Below are 19813 nucleotides of genomic sequence, written 5' to 3' on the forward strand. Positions count from 1 at the left end.
AATAAATAGGTGAGAAGATGGATATGGAGAAATTTGAAAGAGCTGCTGAAATCTTTAAAGCCTTTGGAGACCCAACAAGGTTAATGATATTAAAGTTATTAGCTGAGAATGGAAGTATGTGTGTTTGTAAGATTATAGATGAGCTAAAGAAGCCACAGCCAACTATATCTCATCACTTAAACATCTTAAAGAAGGCAGGAATTGTTAAAGCAAGGAAGGAAGGAACTTGGAACTATTACTATATAGTTAATGATAAGGTTAAAGAGATCATAAAGTTGGTTGATGAGTTATAATGATCTCCATAATATACCCAAACTCTTTTAAGGCTGGAATAGCTTGTCTTGCTACTCATATCTTACTAACCCACCTTTCTAAGTTTGGCTATAATGTTGGAGCTTACTTCTTAGAGAATTATCATTTAGTTAGGGGAGCATCTACTATTTTCATAACCTTACAGTATGAAAATGACTATTTTAATGCTATAAAAATTATTAGAGAGTTAAGAGAGAAAAATCCCAATGCCCTCTTTGTAGCTGGGGGACCTTGTGTAATGGAAAATTTACACCCTCTTGAAGACTTTTTTGATGTTTTTATAGTTGGGGAAATTGAGGATAGTGATGTAATGGACAAAGTTGTGAGAAGAGATTTTTCAGATAGTTGTTTATATATCCCAAATAAAACTAAGAAGGTTAAAAAGATTTATCCTAAGAGGTTAGGAATTGAAGATTATCCTATAAAGCAGATGACTCATGAGAAAGGAGCTTATGGAAAAGCCTTTCTCTTAGAGATTGGAAGAGGTTGTCCAAGAAGATGTAGATTTTGCTTAGCAAGAGCTATTTATTATCCTCCAAGGTTTAGAAAGTTAGATGATCTCATATACTTAGCTGAGAGAGGGGTTAAAGAAAGTAAGGTTAATAAAGTGGCTCTAATAGCTCCATCTGTTGGAGACTATAAGTATATTGTTGAGCTCTGTAACTATTTAAATGAGCTAAATGTTCAGATATCTCCAAGCTCTTTAAGGGCTGACACAATAACAGATGACTTATTAAGAGCTTTGAAGTTAAAAACCCTAACCATAGCTCCAGAGGCTGGGAGTGAGAGGTTAAGAGAGTATATAAGGAAAGATATTAGCTTAGAAGATATAAGGAATGCTATAGAGTTGGCTAAGAAACATGGGATTGAGAAGGTTAAGCTCTACTTTATGGTTGGAATTCCAACAGAAACTGAGGATGATATTAAAGAGCTTATCTCTCTATGTGAAAGTATAAAAAAAGAGTTTAGAAAGGTTGAAATTACTATAAATCCTCTAATCCCCAAGCCACATACAGATTTTGAAAATGTACCCTTTGATATAGAAAGTAAGAGGAAGATAAGGTTTATTGAAAAAAATTTAAAAAATGTTAAGGTTGAGTATGAAAACTTTAACTCCATGCTTTCCCAGGCTGTACTTGCAAGAGGTGATAAAAAGTTAGGAAACTACTTAAAAATATCAAAAAATTACTCTGAATTTGTAAGATATTTAAAGAGAGACAAGGTTCTTGATGAATACTTAAAAGGACTTAAAGCAAAGACAGAGATGGAACTATGATTCCAAAATCTCATCCAAGATATGAATCTTTAATGAAGAGAGAGAAAATTATAGAGTTCTTTGAAAGGGGAATCTTAGCCAAGGCTGGGCTTATAGCCCATGGTAGAGGAGAGGCTTTTGACTACATAATAGGAGAGAGAACAACTGAATATGCTCTAAAATCTATAAAGGCTGCAGCCTCTCTTTTAATATTATCTAAAAAGCCAGTTATAAGTGTCAATGGAAACACCATAGCCTTAGCCTTTAACCATGTAATTGAGCTTTCTAAGTTGTTAAACTGTCCAATTGAAGTTAATCTATTTTATAAAACTGAAGAGAGGTTAAGAGCAATAAAAAAATTCTTTGATGAGAATAAAGAAGAATTAGAAGGTATTAAAATTAATTTTGGAGGCTCCTATATAATCCCAAACTTGGAAAGTAATAGAAGGTTTGTTTCAGAAGACTTTTATTATTCTGACACTGTCTTAGTCCCATTAGAAGATGGAGACAGGGCTGAAGCTCTAATTAAGATGGGAAAAAAAGTAATTACTATTGATCTAAATCCATTGTCAAGGACTTCAAGAGTATCCACTATTACAATAGTTGATGAGATAACAAGGGCTATGCCTTTGTTGGTTAGGTATGTAAAAACCTTAAGTAGAAAAGAGGCTGAAGACATTTTAAAGAGCTATGACAATAAGAAAAATTTGGAAGATATTTTAAAATATATGAGTGAAAGGTTGGCTAAACTGAAATTATAACCTCTTTATCCAAAAATTTAATTTTCTCTCCTTCAATTTTCTCATCTAAAATTTCTAAATATTCTCTAAAAACTATATCCTGAACAGCTATTTTTAACAGATTTCTTAGCTCATCATCTTCACAATATATCTTAGCCTTAACCTTATGTCTCTTAGCCAACTTACCAATATCTTTTAAGAACATCTTAGCCTCTAAGAGCTTTTTAATAAACTCCTTAGCCTTCTCTATCTCTTCTCTCTTCCCAATAAGTGATGGAGGCTCACTTTCATATCTTACATTAAACAGCTGAGTAACCCTTGCTATAACAGAGGAAGGGATTCCAGGAGGAAGGATAAATTTCTCATCATCTAAGTCATAGAGCTTCATTTTCTTTCCCTCTCAAATTCAACCTCAGACTTTGGCTTAATCTTAATTAAGATATAGTTTTTCATCTCACTTCTTCTAATTGTGGCTATCTCCTTTAAGATATAGTTTTTAACCTTAACCTCCTCTATCTTCTTATGATACTTATCATAGTCTAACTTAACCCTTAACCCATCTAACTGAGTAACTATAGGCATGGGGGAAAGAATTTCTAAAACCTCTTCAACTTGTTTCTCCAACTCATCCTTAACCACTACAGGAGGAACAACAGGAGGATCATAAGAAAGCTCTTTCCTTTTTTTATTAATTAGCTCTGTTATCTTATCCACCATTCTCCTTAAAGCTCTTATCTCCTCCCCATGTCTTAACCTATGACTTCTTCTTCCAAGGTCTCCAACATATGGGTAGGGGATGTCAAGCTCTTTAGGTCCTCCAGTGACAACAACAGGGATATCAACATCAAACAGATGAATCTTATCCTTTATACAGCTTGAGAAATTCCCCATAACATAGACAGCTAAGTCATGCTCTTCTATTAACCTCTTCTCCTTCTCCCTGAGTTGAGCTATATCCTTCCCAACACCTCTGGCTAAGCCTATCATGTTTGACTTAGCTCCAAATCTTCTTAAGTATTCAGCTATATCACAGGCTGTATGTGGGAGATGATGCCTTGATAAACTTGGGGCTACTACAGCTATCTCAGTTCCAGCCAATGGTGTCTCTATTATCTTCCCCTTATACTTCTTAGCCTCCTCCTTTATTCTCTCAAGCTCACTCTGAGGAATTGCCAATGTCATATAAACATCAAGTTGCATGACATGCTCTTGGATAACAAAGCCTCCTATGTCCTCAATCCACTCCTTAAAGATGTTGTTTTTATAGACTCCTCCTTCATATCTAACAATTTCATACATACTCTCCACCTATTAGCTTGGAGAATAACTTTATAATGTCCCTTGAGGAGATAACTCCTATTATTCTATCTTCACATGAGGACTTAACATATAAATGGTGAATCTTATGCTCAACCATTAAATCTATAGCCTTTTCCAAGGGAGCCTCAGGAGTTACCAATATAACTTTAGAAGTCATAACTTCCTCAGCAGTTTTATCTAAGTTGTGGTAATTTTTTAAGATATCTGTATCTGTAACTATTCCCCAAAATTGCTCTCCATCAGAAACCACAACTGAAGAGATATTATATTTATCCATAATCTTAACTATTTCCTCTAACTTAGTGTCTAATGGCACTTCAACAACTCCCTTAGTCATAACATCCCTAACTAAATACTTAGAGATCATCTAAACACCTCTACTATCTCTTTTAAATTTAGAATTCCCTTATGTATAGCTGTTCCTATTAAGACCCCATCTATGTCTAAGGAGTAGCAAAATTCTAAATCTCTAATATCTTTTAAGCCACCTCCAACATATAAAGGATTATCTATTAACTCTCTAATATTTCTTATTAATTCCCTGTTTATCCCCCTTCCAGTTCCTACACTTGATATATCCAAAACAATAACTTCATTCTTTTCTCCCAGATAATTTAATATATCTTCTAAATTGTAGTTTAATAACTTCCCATCCTTAAAGTCTAAGCTAACTATAGCCTCTTTTAGTAAGCCTAACTCTCTAACTGTTTCAGTACCAACTATAGGCTCTCCAAGGCTCTTAGCCTTTTCATAATCCTCTCTATCTCTAACTCCAACATCAACCATTTTATTTATAAAATCTATACTCTTAATAATGTCAAAATTGTCCCCAACTCCCATAATTTTGTCAAGATCAGCTATATAAATCCTTGAAACTCCATAGTCTTTATAAATCTTAGCCAACTCTATAGGGTTAGGATTGGGAGAGAGGATAGAGGTTAAAGGTCTATACTTACTTCTCTCTCCACCCTTCCCACTGACAGCTAAGCCCTTCATTATATCTATCACTGGAACAATTTCCATAAAATTCACCAAATAATAAAAGTTGTGAGATTGAATGAGATATCAAAGGGTTGGAGATATAGTTATAGTTAGGAAGAATTTAACAGAGGAAGAGATTAAAAAGATTGTTGAAAAAACTAAGTGTAAGAGTATTGTTAAATATGTAACCATCTCAGGGGAGTTTAGAACTCAGTATGTAAAGTTACTATATGGTGAAGAAACTGAAACCATACATAAAGAGCATGGCTGTCTATTTAAGTTAGATGTATCTAAGATTATGTGGAGCCAGGGGAATATAAAAGAAAGGGAAAGGATGGCATTCATCTCAAATAAGAGGGAAACAGTTATAGACATGTTTGCAGGGATTGGCTATTTCACCATCCCAATGGCTAAACATTCCAAGCCCTTTATTTATGCCATAGAAAAAAATCCTGTTGCTTATAAATACCTATGTGAAAATATAAAATTAAATAAGTTAAAGAATGTTGCTCCAATACTCTCAGATAATAGGGAGGTTAAACTTGGGAAGGTTGCTGATAGGATAGTAATGGGCTATGTCCATAAAACCCATAAATTCTTAGATAAAGCCTTCTCTTTCCTTAAAGATAGAGGAATTATACATTACCATGAAACTGTCCCTGAAAAGATATTAGAGAAGAGGCCAATAGAAAGAGTAAAATTTTATGCTGAAAAGTATGGATATAAGATTATAGATTACAAAATTCATAAGATAAAGAAATATGCCCCAGGAGTTTGGCATGTGGTTCTTGATGTACACTTAGAGAGGTAGAACTATGGACATAAATTTCTATATCTATTGCTTTGTTTCTCTCTTTATTACTGTTGATCCCATAGGCTTACTTCCAATTTTACAGTCCCTTATCTTTCCCTATCCTAAGGAGTATAGGATAAAGATAATTAGGAAAGCTATTATTGCTTCTACAGTAATTTTATTAATCTTTGCTCTCTTTGGAAACTACATATTTGGCTATTTTGGGATAAGCTTAGAAGCCTTTAGAATAGCTGGAGGTCTCCTTTTATTTAAAATAGCTTGGGACATGCTACAGGCAGAGATTCCTAAGACTAAGCATAAGCCAGAGGAAACCTTAGATATAGAAGATATTGATAGTATTGTCTATGTTCCCCTTGCTGTTCCTCTCATCTCTGGGCCAGGGGCAATAACAACAACCATGATTTTGGTGGGGAAGAGTAAAGATCTCCTTGATAAAATTTTAGTGGTTTTGGCCATAATTTCAGTTATGCTTGTTTCAGCCATCATCTTTTACTTAGGGGATGAAATATTAAAGAGAGTCAATATTTATGGAATAAATGCCTTTGTTAGAATCATGGGGCTTTTACTTGCAGCTATAGCAGTTCAAATTATATTTATTGGCATTAGAGGATTTATAGGGTGAAATTTTGAAAAAGAGGGGAATAACTGAGTTTCAAGTATTGTCTGAGATTATAAGGAAACAGCCACATATAAAGCAGAAGGAGATAGCTAAAAACTTAGGAATTACTATTCAGGCTGTATCAGAGCATATAAGGAATTTAATTAAAGAGGGATATATAAAAACTGGAGGTAGAGGGGAATATAGAGTTACTGAAAAAGGGGTTAGAAGGTTAAAGGAGTGGCTATCTGAGATGAACAAGTATTTAGAGGAGGTTAAGATATCAATATATAGATATAAAGATGTGTGGCCAGCTATAGCTGATGAGGACTTAAAAGAGGGAGACACTGTCTATTTATACATGAAAAAAGGGCTATTACATGCTTCAAAGGAAGAGAAAGGAAAGGCTAAGGCTAAGGTTGTTGAAGATGCTAAGAAAGGAGAAGATGTAAGTGTCAGTGAGATAGAGGGAATCATTGAAATAAATAAGGGAGAGGTTATCATCTTTAAGATTCCTCCAAAGATTAAAGGAGGCTCTAAGAGTGTTAATTATAAAATAATAGAGGAGAAGTTAGAGGAATTCAAAGATAAAGACTATGTTGTGGCTACAATGGGAACTGTTGGTTATGTTGTTGCTAAAAAACTTGGCCTTAACCCAGATATTAGGTTTGGAACTCTCCAAGGAATAGTGAGGGCTACAGAAAAAGGATGTAATGTCCTTGCTTTCATCACTGGAGGAATGACAGAGAGAATTATAAAAAAGTTGGATGAGCATAAGATAACTTACACAGTGATAGATGTTTATAGGGAGTAATAAATGTACAATATAGTTTTATCAAACTCAGCCTTGGAATTGATTCCTAAGGAGATGAAGAAGAAAAAATCAAAGATTTATAAGTATGACATCTTAGACTCTAACTATCACTATAGGGAGATGAGAAACTTAAAAGATAGAGAGAGGAGAGGAAGGCCAGATATTATACATATAACTCTATTGACAATCCTTGATAGCCCTATTAACCATGAAGGTCTCTTAAACATCTATGTACATACTTATGATAATAAGGTTTTAAAAATAAATCCTGAGACAAGGTTACCAAGGAACTATTTTAGGTTTCTTGGAGTGATGGAGAAGGTTTTAAAGTATAATGATAACCCTCTAATAAAGATGGAGGAGAAGAGGTTAGAAGATTTATTGAATGAGATCAATGCCAAAAGAATAGCTCTTTTAACAAAGAATGGAGAGTTAGTTAAAAAAACTGAAATGTTAAAAAAATATGATACCTTTTTAATAGGAGGTTTTCCAAAGGGAGAAATTATTATAAATGAAGAAGAAGTTGATGGAAAAATAGAAAAAATTTCAATTTATAAAAAGGGTTTAATGGCTTGGACTGTTGCAGGGATAGTTTGTTATTCACTCTTCTTTTCCTAAGAGTTTGTAAAAGCTACCATATTCCACTTGACTGTCCTTACTCATTAACTTATCTACACATCTCTTCATAATGATAGCATATAAGTCTATTAAATCTTTATATTTAACCTCAGGTAAGCCAGTATAGACAAAGAAAACCTTTTTAAACCCTCCTTTTGTTGCATTATTAACCAAGTAGATGGAAAGAGCTTCAGCTAATGGCTCTATTGGTGGATAACCCTTACCTAATGGCATCCTCTTTTTATAAAACTTACTTCCATACTTCAAACCAACCACTTGGGCAAATCTGAAGTGCATTAAGTAGTCTGAGACTTTATCAACTTTCTTAAATATGCTTAACCACCAATCAACTGTTGCCTTCTCAGCAGCTTCATCAAGGTCATCAGTTTCATAAACATTTAATTCATTTAAAAAGATGTTCTCCAACTGTAAAGAAGGAACAACCATTATGTCCTCTTCCTTAGCAGCCTTGGTTAGTTCAATAATCTCATCTAAGGTTCCAAACTCTCCTATATTTGTAGCTGGCTCTGGAGAGTAAATTATGTCTTTATTAACTTCACTAAACTTCCTCAAAATTTCTAAGTGATAGTTTATATCATCCCCAACTCTTTTCCCTAAGTGATAATTGTAAAGTTCAGCTCCACAGAGGGTAGCTTTTTCAATTGCTGAGAGATGAGCCTTAACCCCTCTCTCAGAGCTTAGGCTGTAGTAAGGACCATGGGCTAAGATGGAGGTAAAGTTCTCTCTCCCAATATTTTTATAGCTTTCATAGTAGCCTAAGGATAACCTTCTTGACAATACTGCTGGAGGAATCTCTGTTATCCTTGTCCCCAACATAGCAGCCTGCTTTAAGGTGGATAGAGCATTATAGGTTCCCCACTCAAATAGAATCATCCTGATCACCTAAAGGATTTTTCTTTATTAATATATTATTTCTTCAGCTCATCATATTTAAGTTTTTTAAATTCCCTATAAGAAACTTTATATACTATCAAGTTCCTAACTTTACTACTTAAACTTGGGATGCTCATCTCTTTTTTGTGCATTCCTCTAAAAAATTTGAGATGTGAAATTATGGATTTTAAATCTTTAGGTTTATCAGATAATACTTTAAAAGCTCTAAAAAGAAAGGGTTTTAAAAAACCTACAAAAATTCAAGAGAAAATTATTCCTATACTTTTAAGTGAAGATGTAAATATTGTTGGCCAAGCACAAACTGGTACTGGAAAGACTGCAGCTTTTGGATTACCAATTATTGAGAAAATAAATGATGAAAAAGAAATTAAAGCTCTAATTTTAACACCTACAAGAGAGTTAGCTAAGCAAGTTGCTGAAGAGCTTAAATCTCTAAAAGGTAAAAAGAATTTGAAAATAGTTGAAATTTATGGAGGAAAGCCTATTAAAGAGCAAATTTATAAGTTAAGAGGAGCTAATATAGTTGTAGGAACTCCTGGGAGACTTTTAGATCACATAAAGAGAAAAACCATTAATTTAAAGAATCTCTCATATTTTGTCTTAGATGAAGCTGATGAAATGCTAAATATGGGATTTATTGAAGATGTTGAAGAAATATTAAAGCATACAAATGATGATAAAAATATTCTTCTCTTCTCAGCAACCTTACCAAGGGAAATATTAAACTTAGCTAAGAAATATATGAGAGACTATAAATTAATAAAAGTTAAGAGTTCAAAAAATTTAATTGAGCAGAAGCACTTTAAAGTTTCTAACTCAGAGAAATTTAATTTATTATGTAAAATTATTAATGAAGAAAATTTCTATGGCTTAATTTTTTGTAAGACAAGGGAAGATGTAAAAAATCTTGCAAGAAAGCTTATTGAAAAAGGATATTCAGCAGAAGCTTTTCATGGAAAGCTCTCTCAATTTAGGAGGGAGAAGATTTTAAAAAGATTTAAGATGAAGAAAATTAATATATTAGTTTCAACTGATGTAGCTGCAAGAGGGATAGATATTGAAGGGCTAACCCATGTTATTAACTATTCTCTCCCTCAAAATCCTGAGTACTATGTGCATAGAATAGGAAGAACTGGAAGAGCTGGGAAAAGAGGGAAAGCTATAACATTTGTTGAGCCCCATGAGTATAAAAAATATGCCCATATGAAAAGATGCTTGTGCAAAAAATTATAGAATATTTGCACATGCATAACTATTTATAGTTGATTAGACAAAGTGAGCTATGAGCAAAATGCAATGAAAATAAAATTTTGAAGGTTGAAGGTGTTTAAATGTTTAATAAAGGTAAGTTTAATAAAAGAGAAGTTCCAGTTAAAGAAGGAGAAGTTTATGATGTAACCATTGAGGATATGGGTAAAGGTGGAGATGGAATAGCAAGAGTTGAAGGCTTTGTTGTATTTGTACCAGAAACACAAAAAGGAGATCAGGTTAAAGTGAAAATAACTTCTGTAAAAAATAAGTTTGCCTTTGGAGAGAAGGTAGAATAACTTTTTTATTTTTTTACTATTTCCTATTAGATTCCTTAATATCTATTTTTCTTAAAAATTAACACTAATTTTAATATTTATAATAACAATGTTTTTATATTTACATTAAAACTATAATGATTAATCATGACAAATTTTAAGGGAAGAGTATGAACACTAAAATAATCTTGGTAAATCCTGAAAAGTGTAGTAAGTGCTTTGACTGTATAACAGCCTGTGAAAAAGTTCATGGAATTAGTAGAATAAAGAAAATTGAAAATATCCCTATTTTCTGTATGCAGTGTGAAAAAGCCCCTTGTATGGAAATATGTCCTGTTGATGCCATATACTTAGAAGAAGGGATCCCAATAGTTAATAAAGAAAAGTGTATAGGCTGTGCCATGTGTGTTATAGCCTGTCCAATTGGAGCTATTTTTGTTAAAGATGGTGTAGCTCATAAATGTACTCTCTGCTTAGATGCTAAAGAGAAAATATTCCCTGCCTGTGTAGAGGCTTGTAAAGATAAAGCTATAATGTTAGTTACTGAGGATGAAATTGAGAAAATTAAGGAAGAAAATCTCTTAAAAATTATAAGAGTTTTAAAGAGTAAGGGGTGTGATTAATGAACATTCCAGTCTCAGTAGGGCCAATGAATGAGGGAGAGAGGATAAGAAAGCCGGATATGTATGTTGAACTTGCTGGGCCGAAGAGTTTCGGTTTTGAGTTGGTTAAGGTTGTTGATAACGCTGAGGATAAGGTTGAGGTTATTGGAAAAGAGTTAGATGAGATGAAAGAAGGGGAGAGGCATCCATTCGCTATTATTGTTAAGGTTAGTGGAGACAACTTAGAAGAGGAGTTAGAAGGAGTTTTAGAGAGAAGGATACACGAGTTCTTTAACTACATAGAGGGAGTTATGCACTTAAATCAGAGAGATCAGATATGGATTAGAATAGGAAAGGAGAGCTTTAAAAAGGGTTTGAGGTTAAAGCATATTGGAGAAGTCGTTAAACAACTCTTCAAGGAAGAGTTCCCATTTATAAAGAGCTGTGAAGTTACAATAATTACAGATCCTGAGAAGATAAAGGAAGAGTTAGAGAAGGCTAAGGAGATTTATAAGAAGAGAGATGAGAGAACAAGGGCTTTAAAAGAGGAAGATGTTGATGTGTTTTATGGCTGTATAATGTGCCAAAGTTTCGCTCCTACTCATGTCTGTGTTATAACTCCAGATAGGCCAGCGTTATGTGGAGGGATAAACTACTTAGACGCAAGAGCAGCGGCTAAGATAGATCCTAATGGACCAATATTTGAAATTCCTAAGGGAGAATGCTTAGATGAAACCCTTGGCGTTTATAGTGGAGTTAATGAAGTTGTCTCTGAAAGATCTCAAGGCTCTGTAGAGTCTTTCTGCCTACACTCAGCTCTAAATAATCCTTGTACTTCCTGTGGTTGCTTTGAAGCTGTCGTCTTTTACATTCCAGAAGTGGATGGCTTTGGAGTAGTGCATAGAAACTTTAAAGGAGAGACTCCTCTCGGCTTGCCTTTCTCTTCAATAGCTGGACAGTGTAGTGGAGGAAAGCAAGTTCCTGGCTTTGTTGGCGTTTCCATTGGCTATATGATGTCTCCTAAGTTCTTACAAGGAGATGGCGGTTGGAAGAGGGTAGTGTGGCTACCTAAGGAGTTGAAAGAGAGGATTAAAGAAGCTATCCCTGAAGAGCTCTATGACAAGATAGCGACAGAGGAAGATGTAAGTAGCGTTGACGAACTAATTAAATTCTTAAAAGAGAAGGGCCATCCGATCGTTGAATCCCTTGGTAAGGAAGAAGTTGAAGAAGTTAAGGAAGAGAAAGAAGAAGAGGATATAAAAGTTCCAGAGATCTCAATCCCTGGAGAGTTTGCTGGCTTACCTCCAGGGATAAAAATAGTATTATATAACTGTATAATAAAGGCTGAGAAGATAGTAATAACTAAAGAGAAGGAGCCTAAGAAATAATTTTTAAGAAGTTGTTTATCATTTCAAGATCTTCCTTAATATCTCTTCCCTCAGTTGTTAAATAGTTTCCTATCATAACCCCATCTAAAGCCATTAAGGCAAGGGCTTGGAATTCTTTTAAAAATTTTCTTCCACCAGCTATTCTAATTTCAGCATCTTTTAGAATTATTTTGAAGATAGCTATGCTCTTTAAAATTTCATCAATCTCTAACCTCTTAACCTTCCCCTCTTTTATTAAGTTATATATTTTTGTTCCTTCAATGGGATGAATAATATTTATTGGGACACTGTCAACCTTTAATTCCTTTAATTCAAGAGCCATCTTTATCCTATCTCTATAACTCTCTCCTAAGCCAAATATTCCTCCACTACAAACCTCTAAACCAAGTTTTTTAGCTTCTTTTATAACTCTTATTTTATCTTCATAGCTATGGGTTGAGCAAATATTTTTAAAATATTCTCTATTTGTCTCTATATTACAATGAATTCTGACATCAAATTTTTTTAGCTCTTTTAACTTCTCCCTCTCAATCAACCCTAAGGAGCAGCAAACTTTTGTATCAACCTCTTCTAAAACTTCTAAGAGTTTTTCAAATTCTTCATCCTCTATCTTCTTACCACTAACCACTATTCCAACCCTATCTGAAAATTTAGAGAGGTGGTTAATTTTTTCTAAGATTTCTTCCTTTGGCAGAAAAGGATAGACTTGAATGTTAGTTTTATGATAAATAGATTGGGAACAGAAAATACAATCCTCTTTACATTTTCCACTCTTTGCATTGATGATTGAGCATAAACTAATATCTTTTTTTCTAAACTTTAAAGCTTCATATAACAACTCTATAGCAGAAGAGTTTTCATAAAGTTCTAAAGCCTTCTCAAAGTCCATAACTAACACCAAAAGTTATAAATTATATTTTAATAAATAACTTTTTTATGTAAATTAAAACTTGGTGAGATGATGATAACTTGGTATGGACATGCTTGCTTTAAGGTTGATAATGTCCTTATAGATCCTTTTGTCCCTAACCCTTTGTGTAACTTACCCTCTGACATAGTTATGGAAGGTGTAGATGTCATAGCTGTAACTCATGGGCATGATGACCACTTAGGAAATGCCTTAGCCTTAGGGACAGCTTACAATGTTCCAATTGTAGCCATCCATGAAATAGCTTGCTACCTTGCTGAGAGAGGGGCTAAGGTTGAAGGGATGAACATAGGAGGGAGTATAGAGATTAATGGAGCTAAGCTAACAATGGTTAAGGCTGACCACTCCTGTAGTATTGCAGGAGTAGCTACAGGATATGTAATAAATGACAGAGTTTACCATGCAGGAGACACTGGGGTCTTTGGAGATATGGAGTTAATTGGAGAACTTTATAATCCTAAAGTTGCTCTCCTACCAATTGGTGGTAGATATACAATGGGCATAGAAGAGGCTTTATTGGCTATAGAGCTAATTTACCCAGAGGTTGTAATTCCAATGCACTATAATACTTTCCCACTAATTCAAGCTGATATTAATGAATTTATAAAAGGAGCTGAAGCCTTAGGAGTTGAAGTTATAATTCCAAAGATAGGAGAGCCTATAGATCTATAATATAAGCCTCCTCTTCCAACCTTTTTATAAGCTCTTCATCAATATCTTTAACAAAGAAAACCCTTCCTCCAGGCTCATTAATATTTTTTAAGTTAGTTATTCTGAAGTAGCCTTTCTTTGTAGCTACATAGCCAGTTGTATAACTTTTATTATCAGAGGTGCAAAGCTCAGCAATGATTCCAAGGCGGATAACTTTACTTGCTATAGCTATAGCGTCAACTGTCCTCTCAGTTCCTAAGCCCTCTTTTAATATCTTCTCTTTTAGCCTTTCACTTGTATCTATATTTTTAACCCTAACCCCCCTCTCCCTATCTGGCTCTAATCTCTCTCCATTTAAGTTTAAAATAGCTGCCCCTCTCATTCCTCCCTTGTCAATAATTTTAAAAGCTTTCTCTACAACTTCCTCAGGAATTCCCTCCTCTAACAAAATTTTCTTAGCCACTTCCCTTGCCTCTTTTTTATTTTTACAAGTGATAGTTTTTATAGGTAAAGCCTTTATATAATTAACTTTATCAATTTTTTCTATTTTAATATTTATAAAGTCTGGCTTACCATTCTCATGAGTTAGAGCTTTCCTTAACAACTCTAAGACAGCTTCCTCTATCTTTTCCTCACTAACCAACCTCTCTCCTCCTGAGATGTGCTTCCCTTCCCTTGAAGCCCTCATCTTTATTCCAAACATGCTTATCACTATAAGAAATTCTACCTTAAATTTTTAGCCTTAAAGTGTATAATTTTTATCTTAAAAGGTAAATTTTATATAGCCAATGAGACATTTAATAAAGCTACAAAATTTTAAGGTGGATAAGATGAGAAAGCTTTTAGCCATCTTCTTGGCTATACTTACAATAGCTTTAGCTGGTTGTATAAACCAGGGAGAGAAAAAGGAGGAAGTAACTTTAAATGTTGGTTATCTACCAACAGACCATCAAGCTGCTCTATTTGTTGCTGCCTTAAACCCAGATCTCTTTAAAGAGAAGTATGGACTATACTTAAAGGAAGTTGAGCCTAAGAAGAAGTATGAGCTTTACAAGGGAGATAAGAAGATAGCTGATATAAACCTCTATCTTGTCACCACTGGAGGAGCAGACATAATGAACTTAATGTATCAAGGTAGGTTAGACTTAGGTTTATTGGGAGTTCCTCCAGCAATCTTTTACATAGATAAGAATCCTCAGGCTAATATTATAATGAGTTTACACACTGATGGATCAGCTGTTGTTGTTAGAAAAGATATTCCTGTTAATAACTGGGAAGAGTTTGTCAATTGGATAAAGGAACAAGCTAAAGAAGGTAAGCAAGTTAGAATAGGGCATCCACTACCAACATCTATACAGTATGTTATGATAAAAGATGCCTTAAAAGTGAGTGGAATATCTTACACTGAAACTTCTGGAGAGAAGGCTGATGTATTATTGGTTAATTGTAAAGGACAGAAGAGTATGCCACAGATGTTAGCCAACAATAAGTTAGATGCTGTTATTGCCTGGGAGCCAATGCCAGAGATTTTAAAGCATGAAGGTATAGGAAAACCAATAGTTTATAGTCAAGATCTACCATCTTCAACTGGAGGTACTTGGAAAAGTCATCCATGCTGCTGTGTTGTAGCTTCAAAGAAAGCTTTAAGTGAGAAGGAAGAGGTTGTAGTTGAGTTCTGCAAGCTTTTAAAATATGCAACTGATGAAATAAACAAAAATAAAGAGCTTGCTGCTGAAGCTTCAGCTAAGTGGTTGGGAGTTAAGAAAGAGATTGAAGATGATTCTGTTAAGCACATAACCTACACATATAAATTAACTGACATAGTTCCAGGAACCTTAAAGTTTGTTAAAGCCATGCAACTCCAAGGGCTAATGAAAAACTCCTTAAAGTATGTTAATGAGGAAAAAGCTAAGGAAATAATATTTAACTTCAAAGTGTATGATGAGATTGTAAAATAATTTCCTTTATACTCTCTACAACATATTTTACTTGCTCCCACTCTAAGCCATAGACACTCATCTTAACCTCTTTTGTCACTCCTGGCTTTATTCCAACTATTCCTCTCTTTTTCAACTCCTCATAAAAGAAGTATCCTTTTCTTTTATCCTTCTTAGATATCTCATCCAATATTGGAGTCTCAAATTTAACTAAGTCATGCTCTTTTGGCTTAATCCCAAGTTGCTTAAATCCTAATTTTTCCAACTCTTCAACTAAGTATCTTGTCTTTTTAAGCTCTTCATCCCATCTCTTAACTCTCTCAACCACATAAGGAAAGCTTGCCATTAAGGTTATTAATGGAAGGCCCCTACTTGTACATCCTAAGAATTCAATCTCTTTAATTGGGAACTTCTCTGATCTCTTAGCTATCTTATCTTCAAACTCTTCACTAAAGCCTAAAATTCCTATAGGTCCAGAGGCTGCCATACTTTTGTGTCCAGAGGCTACAATAAAATCAGCTTTAACCTCTTTACCATCAACTGGCATCCTTCCAACAGTATAGGCACAATTTAACAAGAAGGGAACTCCTTTTTTCTTAGCTATCTTTCCAACCTTCTTAGCATCATTTAAATTCCCAAAGTTTCCATCAACGTGGGTTAATAATACTAATCCAACATTCTTATTTTCATCTTCTAAGTTGTCTAAAACTTCTTTATATCCTTCTAAATTTATTTTGTAGGTTGGATATTCCTCCTCATAGCCTACTTCAACAACATTTAATTTAGCCCTCTCAGCAGCTACGTAACTTGTATAGTGAGCATTTTTATCTAAGACTATATAGTCATTCTCTTCACAGATGGAATGCATAACTATAAACTTCCCCTCTCTTGCTCCATGTGTAAATCTTACAAAATCCATATTAATGAACTCAGCCAAATCTTCCTTAAATTTACAAATTGGAGGATTTTGAATCTCATCCAACTTCCCAGAGCAGAAGTCACAGACACTATATCCATCCCAAAATTCATAAATAGCCTTTTTAGCCTCTGTTGGTAAGATTCCACCTCTTTGTATAGGATTTAGGTTAATAAGTTCTCTATTAGCCCTATGTAAATTTTTATAAATATCTAAGTTCATCTAACCACCCCTAAGTAGCCTGTTAATATCATCTGAACAGCTATAGCTGTTAATATTAAACCCATAAGCCTTGTTAAGATCCTTGTTCCTAACCTTCCTAATTTATCTATAATCCTCTCAGAGAATACAAAGGTTAGATAAGTTATAAAAATAGATATTAGAATAGCTAAGATAACAAATATTCTATCCTCAAAAGAGGGAGCCTCAGCCATAGCAACCATGACAGCAGTTATTGACCCAGGACCAGCTAAGAGAGGAGTAGCCAAGGGCATAAGAGCAATTTCATCAACTTCATCAGCTTCTTTTATCTCCCTCTTGTGTATCTTACTCTCTTGTTTACCCCTAACCATGTCCAAAGCTATTAATAAAAGTAAGATTCCCCCACCAATTTTAAAAGCCTCTATAGAGATTCCAAAGAACTTTAATATGTATTCCCCAAAAACTGCAAAGGCTAAGAGTATAGAAAAAGCATAGATAACAGTTTTCTTAGCTACTAAAATTCTCTCCTTCTCAGGATAACTCTCTGTTAAGGAGATAAAAATAGGAACTGCTCCAATAGGATTTAAAATAGAAAAAATAGAGGTAAAAGATATAATAAAATATTGTATGTCCATAACCTACTCCCCTAACTTAAATCCCTCCTCAAGAGCCTTTAAATTTAGCTCTTTATATTTATCCTTAACCATATCCAAGACAGCCTTTTTTATTGAATCTTCACTAACTATCTTTGTTATCTTAGTTAATGCTCCCAACATAACAACATTGGCAACTATCTTATTTCCTAAATTATAGGCTGTACTTGTAGCTGGCACTTCATAAATCTTTATATCATCTCTCTTTGGAGGATTCTTTATCATATCCTTATCATAGATCAAAACTTTCCCTGGTGGTAGATCATTTATATAGCTATCAAGAGCTTCCTGAGACATGGTTACTAAGATATCTAACTTCCTAACCTTTGGATAATCCCTTGGATTGTCTGAAATAACAACTTCAGCCCTTGACTTCCCCCCTCTTGCCTCTGGCCCTATGGATTGGGTTTGAAAGGCATACCTTCCCTCATAAAGAGCTGCTGCTCTCCCTAAGATGATGCCAGCCAATTGAATCCCTTGCCCACCAAAGCCAGCCAATCTAACCTCTATTCTGCTCATTTCAATTCCCTCATCAACTTATGGAGTTCTTCAGTATATTCAGGTTTTTCAACATCTACAAACTCTCCAACTATTATTTTTCCTTTCTTCTCCTCTTCACTTAAAGATTCAGCCTTCTTTATAGAGATAGAGTTCTCTTTAATCCAATTTAGGAGTTCAACATTATTCTTAAATTTATTTAGCCTACCAAAGTAAGTATAACACTGAGAAACAACTTCTATAAATGCCAAGCCCTTCTTTTTCATTCCCTTCTTAATACTTCTAATTAACTGAAATGGATGGGCTGTTGTCCATCTTGCTACATAGCTTGCTCCAGCAGCTTCAGCCAACTTACAGAGATCAAAGGGGTTCTCAACATTACCATATGGTGCTGTTGTAGCCCTAAACCCTTTAGGTGTTGTTGGTGACACCTGTCCCCCAGTCATTCCATATATATTATTATTTACACAGATAACTGTTAAGTCTATATTCCTCCTACAGGCATGTATAAAGTGGTTCCCTCCAATGGCTGCATTATCTCCATCTCCAGTAAAGACAACAACATTTAACTCTGGGTTACTAACCTTAATTCCAGTGGCAAATGCTAAAGCTCTTCCATGGGTCGTATGTAGAGAATCTAAGTTAAAATAGCCTGGAACTCTTGAAGAACACCCTATCCCAGAAACTAAGACAGTTTTGTCCAAATCTAAGTTTAGGTCTTCAAGAGCCTTACAGAAGCAGTTCATAATAATTCCAATCCCACAACCTGAACAAAAGATATGTGGAAGCCTATCCTTCCTTAAATATTTTAGTGCAAAATGCTCCATTTATTCACCTCTAACAGCTCTTTTAATCTCCTCTGGATAATGTAACTCTCCTCCTATTTTTGGAATTAGTTTAACTTCACACTCTCCCTTTGAAGCTCTTTCAACCTCTCTAACTATTTGTCCAAGGTTCATTTCTGGGACAACAATAAGTTCAGTGTTCTTAGCCATCTTTAATATAACTTCATCTGGGAATGGCCAGACAACATTTAGCTTAACATAGCCAACTGAAAGCCCTTCTTCCCTAAGCTCTTTAACTGCAGCCTCAGCTGACCTTGCTGGAGCTCCATAGGCTATAACAACAGCATCTGAACAATCTTCTTCATGCCAAATTGTATAGTCATAGATGTCCTTAGCATTCTTCAGAATCTTATCATTTAATCTTTTAACTAACTTATAATGTACTTCAGGGTCTGAAGCTTCTGGATAGCCTCTTTCATCATGTGTCAAACCAGTGACATGAACCCTATACCCTTTTCCAAAGACTGGCATCTTTGGCACTAAGTCATCATCAGGTTTAAATGGTAATTCGTTCATTCCAACTTTTCTATCTATAACTTCAATCTCATCAGGGATAACTAACTTCTCTCTCATGTGGCCAATGATTTCATCAGACATAATCATGGCTGGAACTCTATACTTCTCAGAGAGGTTGAAGGCTTTTATAGTATAGTCAAAGCATTCCTGAACAGAAGATGGGGCAAGGGCAATAATTTGATAATCTCCATGGCTTCCCCACTTAGCCTGCATCATATCTCCTTGAGATGCTAAAGTAGGCTGTCCTGTTGAAGGCCCTCCTCTTTGGACATTAACTATAACTACTGGAGTCTCAGTCATGACAGCATAGCCTATATGCTCTTGCATTAAACTAAACCCTGGCCCTGAAGTGGCTGTCATTGCCTTAACTCCTGTCCATGATGCCCCTATAGCTGCTGCCAATGAGCCTATCTCATCCTCCATTTGTATATAAACTCCTCCAACCTTTGGCAACTTTAAAGCCATTGTTTCAGCTATCTCTGATGATGGGGTTATAGGATAACCAGCATAGAACCTACAGCCAGCTAATATAGCTCCTTCTGCACAGGCAACATTTCCCTGGGTGAAGAGTATTTTACTCATTTCTTTATCACCACTATAGCCTGATCAGGACACATGAATTCACAGATTCTACAGTAAGTACATAACTCAACCTTTTCAGGCTTTGAAGGATAAATTCCTTTATCATTTAACTCATTAGAAATTGTAAAAACCTTCCTTGGGCAGAAGTTTATACAGATATAACAGCCTTTACAGAGTTTTTCATCAATCCTTATTTCCATTTA

The 19813-nt window shown here is 34.7% G+C and carries 26 protein-coding genes; 13 read left to right on the forward strand and 13 right to left on the reverse strand.

Annotation, left to right across the window (positions count from 1 at the left end):
• The first annotated feature begins 23 nt into the window (after positions 1 to 23).
• From METIN_RS00320 to METIN_RS00330, 3 genes are read left to right on the forward strand one after another with little or no spacing between them, the layout of a single operon-like run.
• Positions 24 to 293: an ArsR/SmtB family transcription factor gene (locus METIN_RS00320; protein WP_048203486.1), complete on the forward strand. Its 270-nt coding sequence runs from the start codon at positions 24 to 26 to the stop codon at positions 291 to 293.
• Positions 293 to 1588 carry a B12-binding domain-containing radical SAM protein gene (locus METIN_RS00325; protein ID WP_013099485.1) on the forward strand — a complete coding sequence of 432 codons (1296 nt, stop codon included), beginning with the start codon at positions 293 to 295 and terminating at the stop codon, positions 1586 to 1588. The genes METIN_RS00320 and METIN_RS00325 overlap by 1 nt, the downstream gene beginning before the upstream one ends.
• A complete protein-coding gene (locus tag METIN_RS00330) occupies positions 1585 to 2328 on the forward strand; it encodes a 4-phosphopantoate--beta-alanine ligase (RefSeq protein ID WP_013099486.1) in 744 nt (247 codons plus the stop codon). Before METIN_RS00325 ends, METIN_RS00330 begins: the two co-directional genes overlap by 4 nt.
• Here METIN_RS00330 and METIN_RS00335 read toward each other — a convergent pair.
• The 4 genes from METIN_RS00335 to METIN_RS00350 are packed head-to-tail and all read right to left on the reverse strand — an operon-like array spanning position 2312 to position 4650.
• Complete coding sequence (locus METIN_RS00335; protein WP_013099487.1) at positions 2312 to 2695, reverse strand: hypothetical protein; 384 nt, start codon at positions 2693 to 2695, stop codon at positions 2312 to 2314. The genes METIN_RS00330 and METIN_RS00335 overlap by 17 nt on opposite strands.
• A complete protein-coding gene (locus METIN_RS00340; RefSeq protein ID WP_013099488.1) occupies positions 2692 to 3606 on the reverse strand; it encodes a methanogenesis marker 7 protein in 915 nt (304 codons plus the stop codon). Before METIN_RS00340 ends, METIN_RS00335 begins: the two co-directional genes overlap by 4 nt.
• Positions 3599 to 3994: a CBS domain-containing protein gene (locus METIN_RS00345; protein ID WP_013099489.1), complete on the reverse strand. Its 396-nt coding sequence runs from the start codon at positions 3992 to 3994 to the stop codon at positions 3599 to 3601. The genes METIN_RS00340 and METIN_RS00345 overlap by 8 nt, the downstream gene beginning before the upstream one ends.
• Entirely contained in the window at positions 3991 to 4650 is a 660-nt protein-coding gene (locus METIN_RS00350; RefSeq protein WP_013099490.1) for a HisA/HisF family protein, read from the reverse strand. The genes METIN_RS00345 and METIN_RS00350 overlap by 4 nt, the downstream gene beginning before the upstream one ends.
• A gap of 34 nt (positions 4651 to 4684) precedes the next feature.
• On the opposite strand from METIN_RS00350, the gene taw2 reads away from it, so the two are divergent.
• Genes taw2 through METIN_RS00370 form a run of 4 tightly spaced genes read left to right on the forward strand, consistent with a single transcriptional unit; the run spans position 4685 to position 7452 of the window.
• Complete coding sequence (gene taw2 / locus METIN_RS00355; protein ID WP_013099491.1) at positions 4685 to 5419, forward strand: tRNA(Phe) (4-demethylwyosine(37)-C(7)) aminocarboxypropyltransferase Taw2; 735 nt, start codon at positions 4685 to 4687, stop codon at positions 5417 to 5419.
• Positions 5420 to 5423: 4 nt separating this feature from the next.
• The gene (locus tag METIN_RS00360; protein ID WP_013099492.1) at positions 5424 to 6044 is read left to right on the forward strand and encodes an NAAT family transporter; all 621 of its coding nucleotides are present in this window, start codon (positions 5424 to 5426) and stop codon (positions 6042 to 6044) included.
• 4 nt (positions 6045 to 6048) lie between these two features.
• The gene (locus tag METIN_RS00365; protein ID WP_013099493.1) at positions 6049 to 6834 is read left to right on the forward strand and encodes a DUF7839 domain-containing protein; all 786 of its coding nucleotides are present in this window, start codon (positions 6049 to 6051) and stop codon (positions 6832 to 6834) included.
• A gap of 3 nt (positions 6835 to 6837) precedes the next feature.
• A complete protein-coding gene (locus tag METIN_RS00370; RefSeq protein WP_013099494.1) occupies positions 6838 to 7452 on the forward strand; it encodes a 16S rRNA (pseudouridine(914)-N(1))-methyltransferase Nep1 in 615 nt (204 codons plus the stop codon).
• On the opposite strand, the gene METIN_RS00375 is transcribed toward METIN_RS00370, so the two are convergent.
• The gene (locus METIN_RS00375; protein WP_013099495.1) at positions 7435 to 8346 is read right to left on the reverse strand and encodes a hypothetical protein; all 912 of its coding nucleotides are present in this window, start codon (positions 8344 to 8346) and stop codon (positions 7435 to 7437) included. The two genes, METIN_RS00370 and METIN_RS00375, sit on opposite strands and share 18 nt — an antisense overlap.
• A 180-nt stretch (positions 8347 to 8526) precedes the next feature.
• On the opposite strand from METIN_RS00375, the gene METIN_RS00380 reads away from it, so the two are divergent.
• From METIN_RS00380 to cdhC, 4 genes are all read left to right on the forward strand, one after another.
• A complete protein-coding gene (locus METIN_RS00380) occupies positions 8527 to 9600 on the forward strand; it encodes a DEAD/DEAH box helicase (RefSeq protein ID WP_013099496.1) in 1074 nt (357 codons plus the stop codon).
• 98 nt (positions 9601 to 9698) lie between these two features.
• Positions 9699 to 9914 (forward strand): TRAM domain-containing protein, encoded by a 216-nt coding sequence (locus tag METIN_RS00385; RefSeq protein WP_013099497.1) that lies wholly within the window; start codon positions 9699 to 9701, stop codon positions 9912 to 9914.
• 149 nt (positions 9915 to 10063) lie between these two features.
• On the forward strand, positions 10064 to 10516 hold the full coding sequence (locus METIN_RS00390; RefSeq protein ID WP_013099498.1) for a 4Fe-4S dicluster domain-containing protein: 453 nt from the start codon (positions 10064 to 10066) through the stop codon (positions 10514 to 10516).
• The gene (gene cdhC / locus METIN_RS00395; protein ID WP_013099499.1) at positions 10516 to 11883 is read left to right on the forward strand and encodes a CO dehydrogenase/CO-methylating acetyl-CoA synthase complex subunit beta; all 1368 of its coding nucleotides are present in this window, start codon (positions 10516 to 10518) and stop codon (positions 11881 to 11883) included. The genes METIN_RS00390 and cdhC overlap by 1 nt, the downstream gene beginning before the upstream one ends.
• On the opposite strand, the gene bioB is transcribed toward cdhC, so the two are convergent.
• Positions 11873 to 12772, reverse strand: a complete 900-nt coding sequence (gene bioB, locus METIN_RS00400; protein WP_013099500.1) for a biotin synthase BioB — start codon at positions 12770 to 12772, stop codon at positions 11873 to 11875. The genes cdhC and bioB overlap by 11 nt on opposite strands.
• Positions 12773 to 12844: 72 nt before the next feature.
• Between bioB and METIN_RS00405 the strand changes: the two genes are divergently transcribed.
• Positions 12845 to 13483: a metal-dependent hydrolase gene (locus METIN_RS00405; protein ID WP_013099501.1), complete on the forward strand. Its 639-nt coding sequence runs from the start codon at positions 12845 to 12847 to the stop codon at positions 13481 to 13483.
• On the opposite strand, the gene METIN_RS00410 is transcribed toward METIN_RS00405, so the two are convergent.
• Positions 13470 to 14165 carry a 6-carboxyhexanoate--CoA ligase gene (locus tag METIN_RS00410; protein ID WP_048203251.1) on the reverse strand — a complete coding sequence of 232 codons (696 nt, stop codon included), beginning with the start codon at positions 14163 to 14165 and terminating at the stop codon, positions 13470 to 13472. The two genes, METIN_RS00405 and METIN_RS00410, sit on opposite strands and share 14 nt — an antisense overlap.
• Positions 14166 to 14292: 127 nt before the next feature.
• On the opposite strand from METIN_RS00410, the gene METIN_RS00415 reads away from it, so the two are divergent.
• On the forward strand, positions 14293 to 15420 hold the full coding sequence (locus METIN_RS00415) for an ABC transporter substrate-binding protein (RefSeq protein ID WP_013099503.1): 1128 nt from the start codon (positions 14293 to 14295) through the stop codon (positions 15418 to 15420).
• On the opposite strand, the gene pscS is transcribed toward METIN_RS00415, so the two are convergent.
• Genes pscS through METIN_RS00445 form a run of 6 tightly spaced genes read right to left on the reverse strand, consistent with a single transcriptional unit; the run spans position 15392 to position 19810 of the window.
• Positions 15392 to 16537 (reverse strand): O-phospho-L-seryl-tRNA:Cys-tRNA synthase, encoded by a 1146-nt coding sequence (gene pscS / locus METIN_RS00420; RefSeq protein WP_013099504.1) that lies wholly within the window; start codon positions 16535 to 16537, stop codon positions 15392 to 15394. The genes METIN_RS00415 and pscS overlap by 29 nt on opposite strands.
• Positions 16534 to 17151 carry an NAAT family transporter gene (locus tag METIN_RS00425; RefSeq protein WP_013099505.1) on the reverse strand — a complete coding sequence of 206 codons (618 nt, stop codon included), beginning with the start codon at positions 17149 to 17151 and terminating at the stop codon, positions 16534 to 16536. Before METIN_RS00425 ends, pscS begins: the two co-directional genes overlap by 4 nt.
• Before the next feature lie 3 nt (positions 17152 to 17154).
• The gene (locus METIN_RS00430; RefSeq protein WP_013099506.1) at positions 17155 to 17688 is read right to left on the reverse strand and encodes a 2-oxoacid:acceptor oxidoreductase family protein; all 534 of its coding nucleotides are present in this window, start codon (positions 17686 to 17688) and stop codon (positions 17155 to 17157) included.
• Positions 17685 to 18494, reverse strand: coding sequence for a 2-oxoacid:ferredoxin oxidoreductase subunit beta (locus METIN_RS00435; protein ID WP_013099507.1), 810 nt, complete (start codon positions 18492 to 18494; stop codon positions 17685 to 17687). Before METIN_RS00435 ends, METIN_RS00430 begins: the two co-directional genes overlap by 4 nt.
• Complete coding sequence (locus METIN_RS00440; RefSeq protein WP_013099508.1) at positions 18495 to 19610, reverse strand: 2-oxoacid:acceptor oxidoreductase subunit alpha; 1116 nt, start codon at positions 19608 to 19610, stop codon at positions 18495 to 18497.
• On the reverse strand, positions 19607 to 19810 hold the full coding sequence (locus METIN_RS00445) for a 4Fe-4S dicluster domain-containing protein (protein WP_013099509.1): 204 nt from the start codon (positions 19808 to 19810) through the stop codon (positions 19607 to 19609). Before METIN_RS00445 ends, METIN_RS00440 begins: the two co-directional genes overlap by 4 nt.
• Positions 19811 to 19813: the final 3 nt, after the last annotated feature.

Origin of the sequence: Methanocaldococcus infernus ME, from assembly GCF_000092305.1 — an archaeon.
In the GTDB taxonomy this organism is placed as follows: domain Archaea; phylum AGJL01; class Methanococci; order Methanococcales; family Methanocaldococcaceae; genus Methanocaldococcus; species Methanocaldococcus infernus.